The following is a 19375-nucleotide window of genomic DNA, read 5'->3' on the forward strand; positions in this document are numbered from 1 at the left end:
CACCGGGCCAGAGGGCAGAAATTAACGCGCGTTCTGCTTGATGAATTCGTGAATGCTGGTGTCCTGAGACATGTCAGCAATGGTGTCGGTCAGCACACTGTTAACCGCATCGGCGATATTTTTGTTGGAAGCCTGAAAAGCGCCTTCAACGTTGTAGCTGGCACGATAGTTTTTGGTCATCTTGTTGCCATTCTGCGCGGTGGCGATGATGGCGATATCTGCTTTAGTGGCGATATTGTAACGCACGTTACCCTGGGACACGTCAGCATACAGTTGGCTAACGATGATTTGCAGATTAACCGGACCATTTGGGCCGACCATGTAACCACGCGCGGTCATTTGTTTTTCCAGCACTTCTTGCAGCAGGAAACGCAAATCGCGAGAGGCGGTCAGGGTGACAATCTGATTATCGCGGGTCACTTTCGCCAGCGCCTGATCGGTACGTTGATCGGCACCATTAATGCTAACGGTGACGCCCATCAGGCTTGGATCCTGCTGCGGCAGCGTCATCGTTGGGGAAACGTCAATCGTCGTTGGTGGTGTTGCGCATCCTGCAAGCATAAACAGAGCAACTAATGGGAAGAGGATTTTTTTGAACATGTTCTGGCTCTCAGAGACTGGTAAGCGTGTTTGGTAAAAAATTCTCGCCATCATAACATTGCCAACGACGAGGGGAAGTGGGTAAGGCATGTAAATTCATCGTGTTGACGAAATAATCACCGTGAGTAAAAGAATCACTCGTGCGCAGCCTGCGAATTAATCTTTAAATCAGTAAACTTCATACGGTTGACTGAAAAACTGGGACGAAAGCTAAATATTTGTTGCTAAGCTGTAATGGTAACGGTAAAAGCGGCTAGTATTTAAAGGGATGGGTGACATCTCAGCGTTGTCGGAGGAGATATTTCATGATGATACGTGAGCGGATAGAAGAAAAATTAAGGACGGCGTTCCAACCCGTATTCCTCGAAGTTGTGGATGAAAGCTATCGTCACAATGTCCCAGCCGGCTCTGAAAGCCATTTTAAAGTTGTGCTGGTCAGCGATCGTTTTACGGGTGAACGTTTTCTGAATCGTCATCGAATGATTTACAGTACTTTAGCGGAGGAACTCTCTACTACCGTTCATGCGCTGGCTCTGCATACTTACACTATTAAGGAATGGGAAGGGTTGCAGGATACCATTTTTGCCTCTCCTCCCTGTCGTGGAGCAGGAAGCATCGCGTAAAAACGCATTTGCAACCGTCAGCGCTTTTCCAGTATGTTGCTAAAGATTTTATGAAAAACGGCCTGCGGGCCGTTTTGTTTTGTCTGGATTTTGTGCTTTTTGCCCAGCATTCAGACGAAAATTCCCCGGGAATTGTGAAAAAATACGCGGTAGCGCGCAATAACCGTTCTCGACTCATAAAAGTGATGCCGCTATAATGCCGCGTCCTATTTGAATGCTTTCGGGATGATTCTGGTAACAGGGAATGTGATTGATTATAAGAACATCCCGGTACCGCGAAGCCAACAACCTGTGCTTGCGGGGTAAGAGTTGACCGAGCACTGTGATTTTTTGAGGTAACAAGATGCAAGTTTCAGTTGAAACCACTCAAGGCCTTGGCCGCCGTGTAACGATTACTATCGCTGCTGACAGCATCGAAACCGCTGTTAAAAGCGAGCTGGTCAACGTTGCGAAAAAAGTACGTATTGACGGCTTCCGTAAAGGCAAAGTGCCAATGAATATCGTTGCTCAGCGTTATGGCGCGTCTGTACGCCAGGACGTTCTGGGCGACCTGATGAGCCGTAACTTCATTGACGCCATCATTAAAGAAAAAATCAATCCGGCTGGCGCACCGACCTATGTTCCGGGCGAATACAAGCTGGGTGAAGACTTCACCTACTCTGTAGAGTTTGAAGTGTATCCGGAAGTTGAACTGCAGGGCCTGGAAGCGATCGAAGTTGAAAAACCGATCGTGGAAGTGACCGACGCTGACGTTGACGGCATGCTGGATACTCTGCGTAAACAGCAGGCTACCTGGAAAGAAAAAGACGGCGCTGTTGAAGCAGAAGACCGCGTAACCATCGACTTCACCGGTTCAGTTGACGGCGAAGAGTTCGAAGGCGGTAAAGCGTCTGATTTCGTACTGGCGATGGGCCAGGGTCGCATGATCCCGGGCTTTGAAGACGGTATCAAAGGCCACAAAGCTGGCGAAGAGTTCACCATCGACGTGACCTTCCCGGAAGAATACCACGCAGAAAACCTGAAGGGTAAAGCAGCGAAATTCGCTATCAACCTGAAGAAAGTTGAAGAGCGTGAACTGCCGGAACTGACTGCAGAATTCATCAAACGTTTCGGCGTTGAAGATGGTTCTGTAGAAGGTCTGCGCGCTGAAGTGCGTAAAAACATGGAGCGCGAGCTGAAGAGCGCCATCCGTAACCGCGTTAAGTCTCAGGCGATCGAAGGTCTGGTAAAAGCTAACGACATCGACGTACCGGCTGCGCTGATCGACAGCGAAATCGACGTTCTGCGTCGTCAGGCTGCACAGCGTTTCGGTGGCAACGAGAAACAAGCGCTGGAACTGCCGCGTGAACTGTTCGAAGAACAGGCTAAACGCCGCGTAGTTATTGGCCTGCTGCTGGGCGAAGTTATCCGCACCAACGAGCTGAAAGCTGACGAAGAGCGTGTGAAAGGTCTGATCGAAGAGATGGCTTCTGCGTACGAAGATCCGAAAGAAGTTATCGAGTTCTACAGCAAAAACAAAGAACTGATGGACAACATGCGCAATGTTGCTCTGGAAGAACAGGCTGTAGAAGCTGTACTGGCGAAAGCGAAAGTGACTGAAAAAGAAACCACTTTCAATGAGCTGATGAACCAGCAGGCGTAATTTACGCAGCATAACGCGCTAAATTCGCACAAAGGCCCGTCACCGCCAGGTGGTGGGCTTTTTTTTGTCATGAATTTTGCATGGAACCGTGCGAAAACGCTCTTTCGGTGTTAGCGTAACAACAAAAGATTGTTATGCTTGAAATATGGTGATGCCGTACCCATAACACAGGGACTAGCTGATAATCCGTCCATAAGGTTACAATCGGTACAGCAGGTTTTTTCAATTTTATCCAGGAGACGGAAATGTCATACAGCGGCGAACGAGATAACTTTGCACCCCATATGGCGCTGGTGCCGATGGTCATTGAACAGACCTCACGCGGTGAGCGCTCTTTTGATATCTATTCTCGTCTACTTAAGGAACGCGTCATTTTTCTGACTGGCCAGGTTGAAGACCACATGGCTAACCTGATTGTGGCGCAGATGCTGTTCCTGGAAGCGGAAAACCCAGAAAAAGATATCTATCTGTACATTAACTCCCCAGGCGGAGTGATCACTGCCGGGATGTCTATCTATGACACCATGCAGTTTATCAAGCCTGATGTCAGCACCATCTGTATGGGCCAGGCGGCCTCGATGGGCGCATTCCTGCTGACCGCAGGGGCAAAAGGTAAACGTTTCTGCCTGCCGAACTCGCGCGTGATGATTCACCAGCCGCTGGGCGGCTATCAGGGCCAGGCGACCGATATCGAAATTCATGCCCGTGAAATTTTGAAAGTTAAAGGGCGCATGAATGAACTTATGGCGCTCCATACGGGTCAATCATTAGAACAGATTGAACGAGATACCGAGCGCGATCGCTTCCTTTCCGCCCCTGAAGCGGTGGAATACGGTCTGGTCGATTCGATTCTGACCCATCGTAATTGATGCCAGAGGCGCAACTGTGCCGCTATACTTATCCAGGGCGGCACAACGCTATAAGCGACTTGCGCTTGAGAATGGCATTTGCGTCGTCGTGTGCGGCACAAAGAACAAAGAAGAGGTTTTGACCCATGACAGATAAACGCAAAGATGGCTCAGGCAAACTGTTGTACTGCTCTTTTTGCGGCAAAAGCCAGCATGAAGTGCGCAAGCTGATTGCCGGACCATCCGTGTATATCTGCGACGAATGTGTTGATTTATGTAACGACATCATTCGCGAAGAGATTAAAGAAGTTGCACCGCATCGTGAACGCAGTGCGCTACCGACGCCGCATGAAATTCGCAACCATCTGGACGATTACGTAATCGGTCAGGAACAGGCGAAAAAAGTGCTGGCGGTCGCGGTATACAACCACTACAAACGTCTGCGCAATGGCGATACCAGCAATGGCGTCGAGTTGGGTAAAAGTAACATTCTGCTGATCGGTCCGACCGGTTCCGGTAAAACGCTGCTGGCTGAAACGTTGGCACGCCTGCTGGATGTTCCGTTCACTATAGCCGATGCGACTACACTGACCGAAGCCGGTTATGTGGGCGAAGACGTTGAAAACATCATTCAGAAGCTGTTGCAGAAGTGCGACTACGACGTACAGAAAGCGCAGCGCGGGATTGTCTACATCGATGAAATTGACAAGATTTCACGCAAGTCTGACAACCCGTCTATTACCCGTGACGTTTCCGGTGAAGGCGTACAGCAGGCACTGTTGAAACTGATCGAAGGTACAGTTGCTGCCGTTCCACCGCAGGGCGGGCGTAAGCATCCGCAGCAGGAGTTCTTGCAGGTAGATACCTCTAAGATACTGTTTATCTGTGGTGGTGCGTTTGCTGGTCTGGATAAAGTGATTTCCCATCGTGTAGAAACCGGCTCCGGCATTGGTTTTGGCGCGACGGTAAAAGCGAAGTCCGACAAAGCAAGTGAAGGCGAACTGCTGGCGCAGGTAGAACCGGAAGATCTGATCAAATTTGGTCTGATCCCTGAGTTCATCGGTCGTCTGCCAGTTGTAGCAACGCTGAATGAACTGAGCGAAGAAGCCTTGATTCAGATCCTTAAAGAGCCGAAAAACGCTCTGACCAAGCAGTATCAGGCGCTGTTTAATCTGGAAGGCGTGGATCTGGAATTCCGTGACGAGGCGCTGGATGCTATCGCTAAGAAAGCGATGGCGCGTAAAACCGGTGCCCGTGGCCTGCGTTCCATCGTAGAAGCCGCACTGCTCGATACCATGTACGATCTGCCGTCCATGGAAGATGTCGAAAAAGTGGTTATCGACGAATCGGTAATTGATGGTCAGAGCAAACCGCTGCTGATTTATGGTAAGCCGGAAGCGCAACAGGCATCTGGTGAATAATTAACCATTCGCATACAGTCAGTTAACCAAAAAGGGGGGATTTTATCTCCCCTTTCATTTTTCCTCTATTCTCGACGTTGAATGTGGGGGAAACATCCCCATATACTGACGTACATGTTAATAGATGGCGTGAAGCACAGTCGTGTCATCTGATTACCTGGCGGAAATTAAACTAAGAGAGAGCTCTATGAATCCTGAGCGTTCTGAACGCATTGAAATCCCCGTATTGCCGCTGCGCGATGTGGTGGTTTATCCGCACATGGTCATCCCCTTATTTGTCGGGCGGGAAAAATCTATCCGTTGTCTGGAAGCGGCGATGGACCATGATAAAAAAATTATGCTGGTCGCGCAGAAAGAAGCTTCAACGGATGAGCCGGGTGTAAACGATCTTTTCACCGTCGGGACCGTGGCCTCTATATTGCAGATGCTGAAGCTGCCTGACGGCACCGTCAAAGTGCTGGTCGAGGGGTTACAGCGCGCGCGTATTTCTGCGCTCTCTGACAATGGCGAACACTTTTCTGCGAAGGCGGAGTATCTGGAATCGCCGACCATTGAGGAGCGGGAACAGGAAGTGCTGGTGCGTACTGCAATCAGCCAGTTCGAAGGCTACATCAAGCTGAATAAGAAAATCCCACCAGAAGTGCTGACGTCGCTTAACAGCATCGACGATCCTGCGCGTCTGGCAGATACCATTGCCGCGCATATGCCGCTGAAACTGGCTGACAAACAGTCTGTTCTTGAGATGTCCGACGTTAACGAGCGTCTGGAATATCTGATGGCGATGATGGAATCGGAAATCGATCTGCTGCAGGTTGAGAAACGTATTCGTAACCGCGTGAAAAAACAGATGGAGAAATCCCAGCGTGAGTACTATCTGAACGAGCAGATGAAAGCCATTCAGAAAGAACTCGGCGAAATGGACGACGCACCGGACGAAAACGAAGCCCTGAAGCGCAAAATCGACGCGGCGAAAATGCCGAAAGAGGCAAAAGAAAAAGCGGAAGCAGAACTGCAGAAGCTGAAAATGATGTCTCCGATGTCGGCAGAAGCAACCGTGGTGCGTGGTTATATCGACTGGATGGTACAGGTGCCGTGGAATGCGCGTAGCAAGGTCAAAAAAGACCTGCGTCAGGCGCAAGAAATCCTCGATACCGATCATTATGGTCTGGAGCGCGTGAAAGATCGTATCCTTGAGTACCTCGCGGTTCAAAGCCGTGTAAACAAAATCAAGGGGCCGATCCTCTGCCTGGTAGGGCCGCCGGGGGTAGGTAAAACGTCCCTGGGTCAGTCCATCGCCAAAGCCACAGGACGTAAATATGTTCGTATGGCACTGGGTGGCGTGCGTGATGAAGCGGAAATCCGCGGTCACCGCCGTACTTACATCGGTTCTATGCCGGGTAAATTGATCCAGAAAATGGCGAAAGTGGGCGTGAAAAACCCGCTGTTCCTGCTCGATGAGATCGACAAAATGTCTTCTGACATGCGTGGCGATCCGGCCTCCGCACTGCTTGAAGTGTTGGATCCAGAGCAGAACGTGGCGTTCAGCGACCATTACCTGGAAGTGGATTACGACCTGAGTGACGTGATGTTTGTCGCGACGTCGAACTCCATGAACATTCCGGCACCGCTGCTGGATCGTATGGAAGTGATTCGCCTCTCCGGTTATACCGAAGATGAAAAACTGAACATCGCCAAACGTCACCTGCTGCCGAAGCAGATTGAACGTAATGCGCTGAAAAAAGGTGAGCTGACCGTCGACGATAGCGCCATTATCGGCATTATTCGTTACTACACCCGTGAGGCAGGCGTGCGTGGTCTGGAGCGTGAAATCTCCAAACTGTGCCGTAAAGCGGTTAAGCAGTTACTTCTCGATAAGTCATTAAAACATATCGAAATTAACGGCGATAACCTGCATGACTACCTCGGCGTACAACGTTTCGACTATGGTCGCGCGGATAACGAAAACCGCGTCGGTCAGGTAACGGGTCTGGCGTGGACAGAAGTCGGCGGCGACTTGCTGACCATCGAAACTGCGTGTGTACCAGGCAAAGGTAAACTCACTTATACCGGTTCGCTGGGCGAAGTGATGCAAGAGTCCATTCAGGCGGCGTTAACGGTGGTTCGTGCGCGTGCGGAAAAACTGGGGATCAATCCAGATTTTTACGAAAAACGCGACATCCACGTGCACGTACCGGAAGGTGCGACGCCGAAAGATGGTCCGAGCGCTGGTATTGCTATGTGCACTGCGCTGGTTTCTTGCCTGACCGGTAACCCGGTTCGCGCCGATGTGGCGATGACGGGCGAGATAACCTTGCGTGGCCAAGTGTTACCAATCGGCGGTTTGAAAGAAAAACTGCTGGCGGCGCATCGTGGTGGAATTAAAACTGTGTTAATTCCGTACGAAAATAAACGCGATCTGGAAGAGATTCCAGACAACGTGATAGCCGATCTGGACATTCATCCGGTGAAACGTATTGAGGAAGTTCTGACTCTCGCGTTGCAAAATGAACCGTCTGGCATGCAGGTTGTAACCGCAAAATAGTGACCTCGCGCAAAATGCACTAATAAAAAAAGGGCTGGCAGGTAAATTCGGACTTGCCAGCCTTTTTTTGTCTCGTTAAGTTAGAGGGCGGATTAGGCTTGCCCTTATTAAGGGGTGTTGTAAGGGGATGGCTGGCCTGATATAACTGCTGCGCGTTCGCACCTTGAAGGATTCAAGTGCGAGATAAATTATAAAGAGGAAGAGAAGAGTGAATAAATCTCAATTGATTGACAAGATTGCTGCAGGGGCTGATATCTCTAAAGCTGCGGCTGGCCGTGCGTTAGATGCTATTATTGCTTCCGTAACTGAATCCCTGAAAGAAGGGGATGATGTAGCACTGGTAGGTTTTGGTACTTTTGCCGTTAAAGAGCGTGCTGCCCGTACTGGTCGCAACCCGCAGACCGGTAAAGAGATCACCATCGCTGCAGCTAAAGTACCGAGCTTCCGTGCAGGTAAAGCACTGAAAGACGCGGTAAACTAAGTGTTGTCCCCATTGGGGATGTGACGAAGTTCAAGGGCGCATCTACTGATGTGCCTTTTTTATTTGTATTCCGTGACTTTCTGCGCATTGTGGGCTGACAATTGCCCCCGTTTCTTGTCACAATAGGCCTTTGCGCGCAGCGATAAGTTGCGTGAGGTATACAGTCATCTACAGCGGAGTGTTGTTACACCATGATGGACAGCTTACGCACGGCTGCAAACAGTCTCGTGCTCAAGATTATTTTCGGTATCATTATCGTGTCGTTCATATTGACCGGCGTGAGTGGTTACCTGATTGGCGGAGGCAATAACTACGCCGCAAAAGTGAATGACCAGGAAATCAGCCGTGGGCAGTTCGAGAACGCCTTCAACAGCGAGCGTAATCGCATGCAGCAACAGCTGGGCGATCAATACTCCGAGCTGGCGGCGAACGAAGGCTATATGAAAACCCTGCGTCAACAGGTGCTGAATCGTCTTATCGACGAGGCTCTACTGGATCAGTACGCTCGCGAACTGAAACTGGGTATCAGCGATGAGCAGGTCAAGCAGGCGATTTTCGCGACCCCGGCTTTCCAGGTTGACGGCAAGTTCGATAACAGCCGCTACAACGATATCCTCAACCGAATGGGAATGAGTGCCGATCAGTACGCACAGGCGCTGCGTAACCAGCTCACCACCCAACAGCTGATTAATGGCGTTGCTGGCACCGATTTTATGCTGAAAGGTGAAACTGACGAACTGGCTGCACTGGTCGCTCAACAACGTGTAGTGCGTGAAGCGACTATCGACGTTAATGCGCTGGCGGCTAAGCAAGCCGTGACCGAACCAGAAATCGCCAGCTACTACGAGCAAAACAAAAATAATTTCATGACTCCGGAACAGTTCCGCGTGAGCTACATCAAGCTGGATGCCGCTACAATGCAGCAACCGGTTAGCGATGCGGATATCCAGAGCTACTACGATCAGCATCAGGATCAATTCACCCAGCCGCAGCGCACGCGCTACAGCATCATCCAGACCAAAACTGAAGATGAAGCGAAAGCTGTACTTGATGCGCTGAACAAAGGCGGTGATTTTGCCGCGTTAGCAAAAGAAAAATCTGCTGATATTATCTCTGCCCGTAACGGCGGTGATATGGGTTGGTTAGAAGACTCCACCACCCCAGACGAACTGAAAAATGCCGGTCTGAAAGAAAAAGGCCAGCTTTCTGGTGTGATCAAATCCTCGGTAGGTTTCCTGATCGTCCGTCTGGATGACATTCAGCCAGCAAAAGTGAAGTCGTTAGACGAAGTGCGTGACGAAATCGCAGCGAAAGTGAAACACGAAAAAGCGCTGGATGCATACTACGCCTTGCAACAGAAAATAAGCGATGCAGCAAGCAACGACACTGAATCTCTGGCAGGTGCAGAGCAGGCAGCGGGCGTTAAAGCTACTCAGACTGGCTGGTTCAGCAAAGATAAGCTGCCGGAAGAGTTAAACTTCAAACCGGTGGCGGACGCTATCTTTAACGGCGGTCTGATTGGTGAAAATGGCGCACCGGGCATCAACTCTGACATCATCACCGTAGACGGCGATCGTGCATTCGTTCTGCGTATCAGTGAGCATAAACCGGAAGCGGTTAAACCGCTGGCAGATGTTCAGGAACAGGTTAAAGCGATGGTTCAGCACAACAAAGCTGAACAGCAAGCGAAAGTGGATGCTGAAAAACTGCTGGTTGATCTGAAAGCGGGCAAAGGTGCGGAAGCTATGCAAGCTGCCGGTGTGAAATTTGGTGAGCCGAAAACCTTAAGCCGTTCTGGCCGTGACCCGATTAGCCAGGCGGCATTTGCTCTGCCTCTGCCAGCGAAAGACAAACCGAGCTACGGTATGGCGACCGATATGCAGGGCAATGTCGTTCTGCTGGCGCTGGACGAAGTGAAACAAGGTTCAATGCCGGAAGAGCAGAAAAAAGCGATGGTGCAGGGTATTACCCAAAACAACGCACAAATCGTCTTTGAAGCTCTGATGAGTAACCTGCGCAAAGAGGCGAAAATCAAAATTGGCGATGCGCTGGAACAGCAATAATCCTGAAGCCGCCTCGCAAAAAAATGCTTTGCAGCTGTAACAAGAAAAGGTCGCTTTCGCGGCCTTTTCCATTTCTGAACATTGCCATTTGTTTACTGTTTTCACTGCCGTTAAGGTGATTCCACTGTTAACAAACAAGGAGAAAACAGTATGAAACACGGAATCAAAGCACTGCTCATTACCCTGTCCCTGGCCTGTGCTGGAATGTCTCACTGTGCGCTGGCGGCAGCTCCTGCAGCGAAACCGGCGGCGGTCGAAACCAAAGCGGAAGCACCTGCAGCACAAAGCAAAGCGGCAGTACCGGCGAAAGCCAGTGATGAAGAAGGCACCAGAGTCAGCATTAATAATGCCAGCGCGGAAGAGCTAGCCCGCGCGATGAATGGCGTTGGCCTGAAGAAAGCGCAGGCGATTGTCAGTTATCGCGAAGAGTATGGCCCGTTTAAAACGGTGGAGGATCTAAAGCAGGTGCCGGGGATGGGCAATTCGCTGGTGGAACGTAATCTGGCGGTATTAACCCTGTAATTAATTTGCATAGTGGCAATTTTTTGCCAGACTGAAGAGGTCATACCAGTTATGGCCTCTGTACTTATAACAACAACGTAAGGTTATTGCGCTATGCAAACACAAATCAAAGTTCGTGGATATCATCTCGACGTCTACCAGCACGTAAACAACGCCCGCTACCTTGAGTTTCTCGAAGAAGCCCGCTGGGATGGACTGGAAAACAGCGACAGTTTTCAATGGATGACCGCCCATAACATCGCTTTCGTGGTGGTGAATATCAATATCAACTATCGCCGCCCGGCGGTATTAAGCGACCTGTTAACCATTACGAGCCAGTTACAGCAATTAAACGGTAAAAGCGGCATCTTAAGCCAGGTTATTACTCTGGAGCCGGAAGGGCAGGTGGTGGCGGATGCGCTTATCACGTTTGTTTGTATTGATCTTAAAACGCAGAAGGCTTTAGCTCTGGAAGGGGAGCTGCGCGAAAAGTTGGAGCAGATGGTTAAGTAAACGTTTTGTTGTGCCGGATGCTCATGCCGCATCCGGCAACATCCCGAATAATTACTTCAACCCGGTCTTTTGCTTCATCGCCGCCATCACCGCTGGTTTATCGGACAGATAATGATTCAACCCATTACTGCGCAGATTACACGCCGCACATTGACCGCAACCGTCGCCTTTAATGCCGTTATAGCAGGTCAGTGTTTCGTTACGCACTAAATCCAGCTTGCCGTAATAATCCGCCAGCGCCCAGGTTTCCGCTTTATCAATCCACATCAGCGGCGTTTCAAAACGAATCTCTTTCGCCATGCCCAAACTGACGGCATGGTTTAGTGCTTTCACAAACTCATCGCGGCAATCCGGGTAGCCGGAGAAATCTGTTTCGCAGACGCCGGTGATCACCGCTTCGGCTTTCACCTGATATGCGTAAATCGCCGCGAGCGTCAGGAACAAAATATTACGCCCTGGAACAAACGTATTCGGGATGCCATCGGCTTCAGGTTCATAATCTGGCACTGGAATGCTGTCACGCGTCAGACTGCTGACTGCCAGCTCGTTAAGCAGGGTGACATCCAGCACCTTATGCGCGCGTGCGCCCAGTTTCAGCGCCAGATCGCGCGCAACGTCGATCTCTGCGCGATGGCGCTGACCGTAATCAAACGTCACGCAATGGACTTCATCATATTGTTGCAATGCCTGCACCAGACAGGTTGTAGAGTCCTGGCCCCCACTGAATACAACGACAGCACGTTTCATAAATCATCCTGCTAAATCGATAAAACGTTATGGTAACGCCTGCGGTTAACCCGGGCCAGCTCTTCATTGCGACGGTGCGGGTAGCCAGGCCTCGGTAAATTCAAACCAGCCGCGCGGTGTCAGTCGCACACCGTTCACGCCTGGCGGCGCACTAATGCGATAGTGATAGTTGAACAGTGGTGTCAGCGTTGCGTCAGCCATTAACTGGCTAAACACCATTTTCAGGGCATTAAATCGGTTTTCTTCATCAGGCATTATTTGCACGGCATCCAGTGTCGATTGCAGATGTGCGTATGTACTGGCAGTAAAAACATGTGACCACAGCGGATCGCAGCGCAGCCACTGTTCAAGGGTATATTCCGGCGCTTCGCCAATTAATCTGTCGCCCATCATGAGGTCTGCTTGCTCCAGTGGCGTGGCTCCATCCCAGTTTTTCGCGTTATGAAAAATAATCTTTAGCTCGCAACCTTCTGCTGCCAGCGTCGTTCGTAGCTGTTCTGCCATGGCATGAAGTTCCACCGGCAGGTGATAAACCAGCGTCAAAGTTTCCGGTAGTTTGACCTCATCCGGTACTTGCCATTGCGGAATAGTCCAGCCTGGCAGCAATGCATGACTGGCGGTGATCAGGTTTTCTCCGACTTCTAACGTTTGTAGTAAACCGGATTGATGAATAATGGTGATCACTTTTCGTGCCTGCCAGAGAGTCAGTCGGGGGCTTTTGCGCAACGTTAAATAGCAAAAACCTAAACTGATGCCGCTACTGACCTGACTGACCCGTGGCAATTCCTCTGGTTTGCCGATGGTGATTTGGACGGGATGCCGACAACTCGTACCCAAATCTTTTTCAAAAAGCGGCGGGGTTATCCAGTACTCAACCGCTTTTAGTAGCGGATGACGTAAATGGTAATAATCATGGCTTTCGAGTCGCACCAGTTCCGGTGTGAATTGTGTTAAGCGGAAAGGTCCGGTTCCTACCAGTGGTAATTGCGGATGCGCCAGATGGCAGCAATAGCTCGCCAGTCGGTGTGCCAGTCAGTAATCGGGGCGATTTAAAAAGAAGGTCAGACACTGCGGGTGGGTGACTTCAATACGCTGCACGCTAATAAATAACTGCCTCAGGGCAGGCAACTGTAGCAGCATCAGCAAGCGTTGATGTAGCTGTGTTGCTTTTACTGCATCACCGTTATGCCAGTGTAGGGTTGAGCGAAGATAAAAATCCCAGCGTAACCCGTCAGCAGACGTTTCCCAGTGATGCGCTAAATCGCCAATTGGGCGTTGGGAGTTATTGTCGAAACGGCTCAGGCCGGAAAAAATTTGCCCGGCGAGATGCTGTTCGGCACGTCCGGCTAAAAAACCCGGTTGCAGTGGTTCGAGCGGGCGATAATAAGGAATACGCAATGTCGGGGTATCGTTTTGCCATTGCCCGCCCATAAACGGTTGTAACATGGTACGCAGTTCGCCAGGCGCCAGCTGCGCGAGTTCCAGCACATCCTGTTGTTTTCCACTTTCCAGCGCCTGTTCCATCATCGTATTGCGCAAGGATTCCGGCGTCACCAGAAAGCGCAGTTGCCCGCGTTTTCCGCGCCCGGATTGTGCCTGCCACTCCAGCCATCCCGCATCCTGCGCCTGACGTAACAATGTGCGTACATGGCGTTCGCTGCAAAAGCAACGTTCCGCCAGTTCGCTGACGGTAACGGATTGTGGTGCTCCGGCGGAAGGTTGCCACAAACGTTGATACTGGTTAAGACGATTAAGCAGTCGCATATAAACCCGGAACAATATTTTTTATCTATTCACTATTACTTCCGTATATATCAAGTGATACTCAATCACCATTAACCGTGTCACAGAGTGGAGAAAGAAATGGCTCGTCTGGCAGCATTTGATATGGACGGCACTTTATTGATGCCTGACCATCATTTAGGTGAGAAAACGCTCTCTACTCTGGCGCGCCTGCGTGAACGCGATATTACCCTTACATTTGCTACGGGTCGTCATGTGTTGGAGATGCAGCATATTCTCGGGGCGCTATCGCTGGATGCGTATTTAATTACCGGCAACGGCACGCGTGTGCACTCTCTGGAAGGCGAACTTTTACATCGTGATGATTTACCTGCGGATGTGGCGGAGCTGGTGTTGTATCAGCAATGGGATACCCGAGCCAGCATGCATATCTTCAATGACGATGGTTGGTTTACCGGGAAAGAGATCCCTGCGCTGTTGCAGGCATTTGTCTATAGCGGTTTTCGTTATCAGATAATCGATGTCAAAAAAATGCCACTCGATCGAGTCACCAAGATCTGTTTCTGTGGCGATCACGACGATCTTGCACGCTTGCAGATCCAACTACACGAAGCTTTAGGTGAGCATGCACATTTGTGTTTTTCCGCGACTGATTGCCTGGAAGTGCTGCCGGTGGGCTGCAATAAAGGCGCTGCGTTGACGGTGCTGACCCAACATTTAGGTTTTTCGCTGCGTGACTGTATGGCCTTTGGTGACGCGATGAATGATCGCGAAATGTTAGGCAGCGTCGGTAAGGGCTTCATTATGGGTAATGCGATGCCGCAATTGCGTGCGGAACTCCCTCATTTACCGGTGATTGGACACTGCCGTAATCAGGCTGTCTCTCACTTTTTGACGCACTGGCTGGATAATCCACATCTACCTTATTCCCCCGAATAACGAGATCCCTTCCAGCACCGGGCAACTGCCCGGTTTTTTTTGCCCCGAATTTGTCATTTTGTGCATTCTCTGTGAAATCGCACGGAATAAATTGTCGCTATTTGGCCTTTAAAATAGAATCAAAAGAGAAAATAATTCTCTGTGGATTGGCTATGTTAGATAAAATTGACCGTAAGCTGCTGGCCTTATTACAGCAGGATTGCACCCTTTCTTTGCAGGCACTGGCAGAAGCCGTTAATCTGACAACCACGCCTTGCTGGAAGCGTCTGAAACGGTTGGAAGATGACGGTATTCTTATCGGCAAAGTCGCGTTGCTGGATCCGGAAAAAATTGGCCTGGGTCTGACTGCTTTTGTGCTGATTAAAACGCAACATCACAGCAGTGAATGGTATTGTCGCTTTGTTACGGTCGTCACGGAAATGCCGGAAGTTCTCGGTTTCTGGCGCATGGCCGGTGAATACGATTATCTGATGCGGGTCCAGGTTGCTGATATGAAGCGCTACGATGAGTTTTATAAGCGTCTGGTTAACAGTGTGCCGGGGCTTTCGGACGTCACTTCCAGCTTCGCGATGGAACAGATTAAGTACACTACCTCGTTACCTATCGAATAATTATCCAGGATCAGGTCAGGACATAACGCGTGCGATTATTTGCTCAACTAAGCTGGTATTTCCGCCGGGAATGGCGCCGCTATCTCGGGGCTGTTGCCTTGCTTGTCATTATTGCGATTCTGCAACTGATCCCGCCAAAAGTCGTTGGTATTGTTGTCGATGGCGTGACAGAAAAACACTTTACTACCGGGCAGATCCTGATGTGGATCGCCACCATGGTGTTGATTGCAGTCGTGGTTTATCTCCTGCGTTACGTCTGGCGCGTACTGCTGTTCGGCGCGTCTTATCAACTGGCTGTTGAACTGCGTGAAGACTATTACCGCCAGCTAAGCCGCCAGCATCCAGAGTTTTATCTGCGTCATCGTACGGGCGACCTTATGGCCCGTGCGACAAATGACGTCGATCGTGTGGTATTTGCCGCCGGTGAAGGGGTGCTAACGCTGGTAGATTCGCTGGTGATGGGTTGCGCAGTGCTGATAATGATGTCAACGCAGATTAGCTGGCAGTTAACTTTAATAGCGCTGTTGCCGATGCCAGTGATGGCAATCATGATTAAACGCAACGGCGATGCCTTGCATGAACGCTTTAAGCTGGCACAAGCCGCCTTTTCCAGCCTTAACGATCGTACCCAGGAGAGTCTGACCAGTATTCGCATGATTAAATCCTTTGGTCTGGAGGATCGCCAGTCTGCGCTGTTCGCCGCAGATGCCGAAGATACCGGTAAGAAAAACATGCGAGTAGCGCGCATTGATGCTCGTTTCGACCCGACCATTTATATCGCGATTGGCATGGCGAATTTACTGGCGATTGGCGGTGGTAGTTGGATGGTCGTGCAGGGCAGCTTAACGTTGGGCCAGCTCACCAGTTTTATGATGTACCTTGGTTTGATGATTTGGCCGATGCTGGCGCTGGCGTGGATGTTTAACATTGTGGAGCGTGGCAGCGCGGCGTATAGCCGAATTCGTAGCATGCTGGCCGAAGCGCCAGTCGTTATTGATGGTAAAGATAAGGTGCCAGAAGGTCGTGGTGAACTGGATGTGAATATTCGTCAGTTTACGTATCCTCAAACTCATCACCCTGCGCTCGAGAATGTCAGTTTTGCGCTGAAACCGGGTCAGATGCTGGGAATTTGCGGGCCGACCGGCTCCGGCAAGAGTACTGTGCTGTCATTAATTCAACGTCATTTTGATGTCACCGAGGGTGATATCCGTTTTCATGATATTCCTTTGACGCAGTTGCAACTCGACAGCTGGCGTAGCCGCCTGGCGGTAGTTAGCCAGACACCGTTCCTTTTTTCTGACACGGTTGCTAATAACATCGCGCTGGGTTGCCCAAATGCCACCCAGCAAGAGATTGAACACGTAGCGCGGTTAGCCAGCGTGCATGACGATATTTTGCGTCTGCCGCAAGGTTACGACACAGAAGTGGGCGAACGCGGCGTGATGCTTTCCGGTGGGCAAAAACAGCGAATCTCCATTGCCAGGGCATTGCTGGTGAATGCGGAAATCCTCATTCTTGACGATGCTCTATCGGCGGTAGATGGTCGCACGGAATACCAGATTCTCCATAACCTGCGCCAGTGGGGGCAGGGGAGAACGGTGATTATCAGCGCCCATCGCCTTTCTGCCCTGACCGAAGCGAGTGAAATTATTGTGATGCAGCATGGGCATATTGCCCAGCGCGGCGATCATGATGTGCTGGCGCAACAAAGCGGCTGGTATCGCGATATGTATCGCTATCAACAACTGGAAGCGGCGCTCAACGATGCTCCGGAAAATCACGAGGAGGCCGTTGATGCGTAGTTTTAGCCAACTCTGGCCGACTCTGAAGCGCCTGCTAGCTTACGGTTCACCATGGCGTAAACCGCTGGGTATCGCAGTGTTGATGATGTGGGTGGCAGCGGCGGCAGAAGTGAGCTGCCCGCTGCTCGTCAGTTACTTTATCGACAATATGGTGGCGAAAAATAATCTGCCGCTGAAAATGGTTGTCGGGCTGGCGGCGGCATATGTCGTACTGCAACTGTTTGCCGCCGGGCTACATTACGCGCAGTCGCTGTTGTTTAACCGGGCGGCAGTAGGCGTTGTACAACAGTTACGTACCGATGTGATGGATGCTGCACTGCGCCAACCGTTGAGTGAGTTTGATACTCAGCCGGTCGGGCAGGTGATTTCCCGCGTTACCAATGATACTGAAGTTATCCGCGATCTCTACGTTACCGTGGTCGCAACTGTTTTGCGTAGTGCCGCCCTGGTAGGGGCGATGCTGGTAGCGATGTTCAGTCTCGACTGGCGAATGGCGCTGGTAGCGATAATGATATTCCCGGTTGTGTTGGTGGTGATGGTGATATACCAGCGTTACAGTACGCCGATTGTCCGCCGTGTACGCGCCTATCTGGCTGATATCAACGACGGCTTTAACGAAGTTATTAACGGCATGAGCGTCATCCAGCAGTTCCGCCAGCAGGCGCGATTTGGCGAACGTATGGGCGAAGCCAGCCGTTCACACTATATGGCGCGAATGCAAACGCTACGGCTGGACGGCTTTTTACTGCGTCCCCTGCTGAGTCTGTTTTCATCGCTCATTCTTTGTGGCTTGTTGATGCTGTTTGGCTTCTCCGCCAGCGGCACCATTGAAGTGGGTGTGCTGTATGCGTTTATCAGCTATTTGGGGCGACTTAACGAACCCTTAATCGAACTGACCACGCAGCAGGCGATGCTGCAACAGGCTGTTGTTGCTGGCGAGCGTGTGTTTGAACTGATGGACGGACCGCGCCAGCAATATGGCAATGATGATCGCCCGTTACAGAGTGGCACCATTGATGTCGATAACGTGTCGTTTGCTTATCGCGATGACAATCTGGTGCTGAAAAATATTAATCTTGCCGTTCCTTCGCGCAGCTTTGTGGCGTTGGTGGGGCATACCGGTAGCGGCAAAAGTACCCTGGCAAGTTTGCTGATGGGCTATTACCCACTAACAGAAGGTGTGATTCGGCTTGATGGACGTCCGTTAAGTTCGCTCAGTCATAGCGCGCTGCGTCAGGGCGTGGCGATGGTGCAGCAAGATCCGGTAGTGCTGGCGGATACCTTCCTCGCCAACGTGACGCTGGGACGTGATATCTCCGAAGAGCGCGTCTGGCAGGCGCTGGAAACGGTACAACTGGCGGAACTCGCGCGTAGCATGAGCGACGGTATTAATACGCCGCTGGGCGAGCAGGGGAATAATCTCTCGGTCGGGCAAAAGCAACTGCTGGCACTGGCACGCGTGCTGGTGGAGACGCCGCAAATCCTGATCCTTGATGAGGCAACCGCCAGCATTGACTCCGGTACTGAACAGGCGATTCAGCACGCTCTGGCGGCGGTGCGTGAACACACTACGCTGGTGGTGATTGCTCACCGCTTATCGACCATTGTTGATGCTGATACCATTCTGGTGCTTCATCGTGGTCAGGCTGTGGAACAGGGCACTCACCAGCAACTGCTGGCCGCCCAGGGGCGCTACTGGCAGATGTATCAACTGCAACTTGCGGGCGAAGAGCTGGCAGCCAGCGTGCGTGAAGATGAATCTCTGAGCGCCTGATTAGCGCAAAATTTCATCGGTGGTGCAAAAATGTAACGCACTGTGCACTGTCATAGTGCGTTTTTATTTTCAATCTTCTTAACTTCCTGCTCTCTTTCTCGTTTTTCATTTCTGGCACACCGCTTGCAATACCTTCTTCGTGTAGCAGAACCATTACCGAATTCTGACCGGAGGGGATCTATGAAGCTGGTGACCGTGATAATCAAACCATTCAAGCTGGAAGACGTTCGTGAAGCGTTATCTTCCATTGGTATTCAGGGCCTGACCGTCACCGAAGTGAAAGGTTTCGGGCGTCAGAAGGGCCATGCTGAGCTGTACAGGGGCGCGGAATACAGCGTCAACTTCCTGCCAAAAGTAAAAATTGATGTGGCGATTGCTGATGATCAACTCGATGAAGTGATCGATATCGTCAGTAAGGCGGCTTACACCGGAAAAATTGGCGATGGCAAAATCTTCGTCGCTGAATTGCAACGCGTCATTCGTATTCGCACCGGCGAAGCCGACGAAGCGGCGCTGTAATCTCTG

At 50.9% G+C, this 19375-nt stretch carries 16 protein-coding genes and 1 pseudogene; 14 read left to right on the forward strand and 3 right to left on the reverse strand.

The features are described 5' to 3' along the window. Nucleotides 1–21 precede the first annotated feature (21 nt). Nucleotides 22–600: a lipoprotein gene (locus tag D9734_RS06610; RefSeq protein ID WP_130206262.1), complete on the reverse strand. Its 579-nt coding sequence runs from the start codon at nucleotides 598–600 to the stop codon at nucleotides 22–24. A gap of 305 nt (nucleotides 601–905) precedes the next feature. Between D9734_RS06610 and bolA the strand changes: the two genes are divergently transcribed. The 9 genes from bolA (at nucleotide 906) to fadM (ending at nucleotide 11234) form a co-directional block, all read left to right on the forward strand. Continuing rightward, nucleotides 906–1223 (forward strand): transcriptional regulator BolA, encoded by a 318-nt coding sequence (gene bolA, locus D9734_RS06615; protein ID WP_000973459.1) that lies wholly within the window; start codon nucleotides 906–908, stop codon nucleotides 1221–1223. Between the two features lie 343 nt (nucleotides 1224–1566). Next, a complete protein-coding gene (tig, locus tag D9734_RS06620; protein WP_130206264.1) occupies nucleotides 1567–2865 on the forward strand; it encodes a trigger factor in 1299 nt (432 codons plus the stop codon). A 245-nt stretch (nucleotides 2866–3110) separates the two neighbouring features. Further along, a complete protein-coding gene (clpP, locus tag D9734_RS06625) occupies nucleotides 3111–3734 on the forward strand; it encodes an ATP-dependent Clp endopeptidase proteolytic subunit ClpP (protein ID WP_000122253.1) in 624 nt (207 codons plus the stop codon). A 125-nt stretch (nucleotides 3735–3859) separates the two neighbouring features. Next, entirely contained in the window at nucleotides 3860–5134 is a 1275-nt protein-coding gene (gene clpX, locus D9734_RS06630) for an ATP-dependent protease ATP-binding subunit ClpX (protein WP_130206266.1), read from the forward strand. A gap of 187 nt (nucleotides 5135–5321) precedes the next feature. Next, entirely contained in the window at nucleotides 5322–7676 is a 2355-nt protein-coding gene (gene lon / locus D9734_RS06635) for an endopeptidase La (protein ID WP_064527151.1), read from the forward strand. Nucleotides 7677–7866: 190 nt separating this feature from the next. Beyond that, the gene (gene hupB / locus D9734_RS06640; protein ID WP_254892905.1) at nucleotides 7867–8157 is read left to right on the forward strand and encodes a nucleoid-associated protein HU-beta; all 291 of its coding nucleotides are present in this window, start codon (nucleotides 7867–7869) and stop codon (nucleotides 8155–8157) included. A gap of 191 nt (nucleotides 8158–8348) precedes the next feature. Beyond that, nucleotides 8349–10220 (forward strand): peptidylprolyl isomerase, encoded by a 1872-nt coding sequence (gene ppiD / locus D9734_RS06645; RefSeq protein WP_130206268.1) that lies wholly within the window; start codon nucleotides 8349–8351, stop codon nucleotides 10218–10220. Between the two features lie 150 nt (nucleotides 10221–10370). Then, nucleotides 10371–10742, forward strand: coding sequence for a helix-hairpin-helix domain-containing protein (locus tag D9734_RS06650; RefSeq protein WP_130206270.1), 372 nt, complete (start codon nucleotides 10371–10373; stop codon nucleotides 10740–10742). Between the two features lie 93 nt (nucleotides 10743–10835). Beyond that, nucleotides 10836–11234, forward strand: a complete 399-nt coding sequence (fadM, locus tag D9734_RS06655) for a long-chain acyl-CoA thioesterase FadM (protein WP_001194534.1) — start codon at nucleotides 10836–10838, stop codon at nucleotides 11232–11234. Between the two features lie 51 nt (nucleotides 11235–11285). On the opposite strand, the gene queC is transcribed toward fadM, so the two are convergent. Continuing rightward, nucleotides 11286–11981 carry a 7-cyano-7-deazaguanine synthase QueC gene (gene queC, locus D9734_RS06660; protein WP_130206272.1) on the reverse strand — a complete coding sequence of 232 codons (696 nt, stop codon included), beginning with the start codon at nucleotides 11979–11981 and terminating at the stop codon, nucleotides 11286–11288. A gap of 63 nt (nucleotides 11982–12044) precedes the next feature. Further along, nucleotides 12045–13745 (reverse strand): annotated as a pseudogene (locus D9734_RS06665) (SgrR family transcriptional regulator). 99 nt (nucleotides 13746–13844) lie between these two features. On the opposite strand from D9734_RS06665, the gene cof reads away from it, so the two are divergent. The 5 genes from cof to glnK all read left to right on the forward strand — a co-directional run bounded on the left by cof (nucleotide 13845) and on the right by glnK (nucleotide 19369). Continuing rightward, entirely contained in the window at nucleotides 13845–14663 is an 819-nt protein-coding gene (gene cof / locus D9734_RS06670; protein ID WP_130206274.1) for an HMP-PP phosphatase, read from the forward strand. A gap of 152 nt (nucleotides 14664–14815) precedes the next feature. Beyond that, complete coding sequence (decR, locus tag D9734_RS06675; RefSeq protein WP_000884589.1) at nucleotides 14816–15274, forward strand: DNA-binding transcriptional regulator DecR; 459 nt, start codon at nucleotides 14816–14818, stop codon at nucleotides 15272–15274. Nucleotides 15275–15303: 29 nt separating this feature from the next. Continuing rightward, nucleotides 15304–17076, forward strand: coding sequence for a SmdA family multidrug ABC transporter permease/ATP-binding protein (locus tag D9734_RS06680; protein WP_130206276.1), 1773 nt, complete (start codon nucleotides 15304–15306; stop codon nucleotides 17074–17076). Then, nucleotides 17069–18850, forward strand: a complete 1782-nt coding sequence (locus D9734_RS06685; protein ID WP_130206278.1) for a SmdB family multidrug efflux ABC transporter permease/ATP-binding protein — start codon at nucleotides 17069–17071, stop codon at nucleotides 18848–18850. Before D9734_RS06680 ends, D9734_RS06685 begins: the two co-directional genes overlap by 8 nt. Before the next feature lie 180 nt (nucleotides 18851–19030). Then, nucleotides 19031–19369 carry a P-II family nitrogen regulator gene (gene glnK / locus D9734_RS06690; protein ID WP_000780338.1) on the forward strand — a complete coding sequence of 113 codons (339 nt, stop codon included), beginning with the start codon at nucleotides 19031–19033 and terminating at the stop codon, nucleotides 19367–19369. Nucleotides 19370–19375: the final 6 nt, after the last annotated feature.

The sequence above is a fragment of the Escherichia sp. E14S1 genome (assembly GCF_004211995.1).
Lineage (GTDB): Bacteria > Pseudomonadota > Gammaproteobacteria > Enterobacterales > Enterobacteriaceae > Escherichia.

What these genes read in the sequence shown, in the direction of transcription:
- cof (WP_130206274.1), top strand. Translation starts at nt 13,845, where the DNA reads ATGGCTCGTCTGGCAGCATTTGATATGGACGGCACTTTATTGATGCCT.
- bolA (WP_000973459.1), top strand. Translation starts at nt 906, where the DNA reads ATGATGATACGTGAGCGGATAGAAGAAAAATTAAGGACGGCGTTCCAA.
- D9734_RS06685 (WP_130206278.1), top strand. Translation starts at nt 17,069, where the DNA reads ATGCGTAGTTTTAGCCAACTCTGGCCGACTCTGAAGCGCCTGCTAGCT.
- tig (WP_130206264.1), top strand. Translation starts at nt 1,567, where the DNA reads ATGCAAGTTTCAGTTGAAACCACTCAAGGCCTTGGCCGCCGTGTAACG.
- D9734_RS06610 (WP_130206262.1), bottom strand. Translation starts at nt 600, where the DNA reads ATGTTCAAAAAAATCCTCTTCCCATTAGTTGCTCTGTTTATGCTTGCA.
- clpX (WP_130206266.1), top strand. Translation starts at nt 3,860, where the DNA reads ATGACAGATAAACGCAAAGATGGCTCAGGCAAACTGTTGTACTGCTCT.
- D9734_RS06650 (WP_130206270.1), top strand. Translation starts at nt 10,371, where the DNA reads ATGAAACACGGAATCAAAGCACTGCTCATTACCCTGTCCCTGGCCTGT.
- decR (WP_000884589.1), top strand. Translation starts at nt 14,816, where the DNA reads ATGTTAGATAAAATTGACCGTAAGCTGCTGGCCTTATTACAGCAGGAT.
- ppiD (WP_130206268.1), top strand. Translation starts at nt 8,349, where the DNA reads ATGATGGACAGCTTACGCACGGCTGCAAACAGTCTCGTGCTCAAGATT.
- lon (WP_064527151.1), top strand. Translation starts at nt 5,322, where the DNA reads ATGAATCCTGAGCGTTCTGAACGCATTGAAATCCCCGTATTGCCGCTG.
- glnK (WP_000780338.1), top strand. Translation starts at nt 19,031, where the DNA reads ATGAAGCTGGTGACCGTGATAATCAAACCATTCAAGCTGGAAGACGTT.
- fadM (WP_001194534.1), top strand. Translation starts at nt 10,836, where the DNA reads ATGCAAACACAAATCAAAGTTCGTGGATATCATCTCGACGTCTACCAG.
- clpP (WP_000122253.1), top strand. Translation starts at nt 3,111, where the DNA reads ATGTCATACAGCGGCGAACGAGATAACTTTGCACCCCATATGGCGCTG.
- queC (WP_130206272.1), bottom strand. Translation starts at nt 11,981, where the DNA reads ATGAAACGTGCTGTCGTTGTATTCAGTGGGGGCCAGGACTCTACAACC.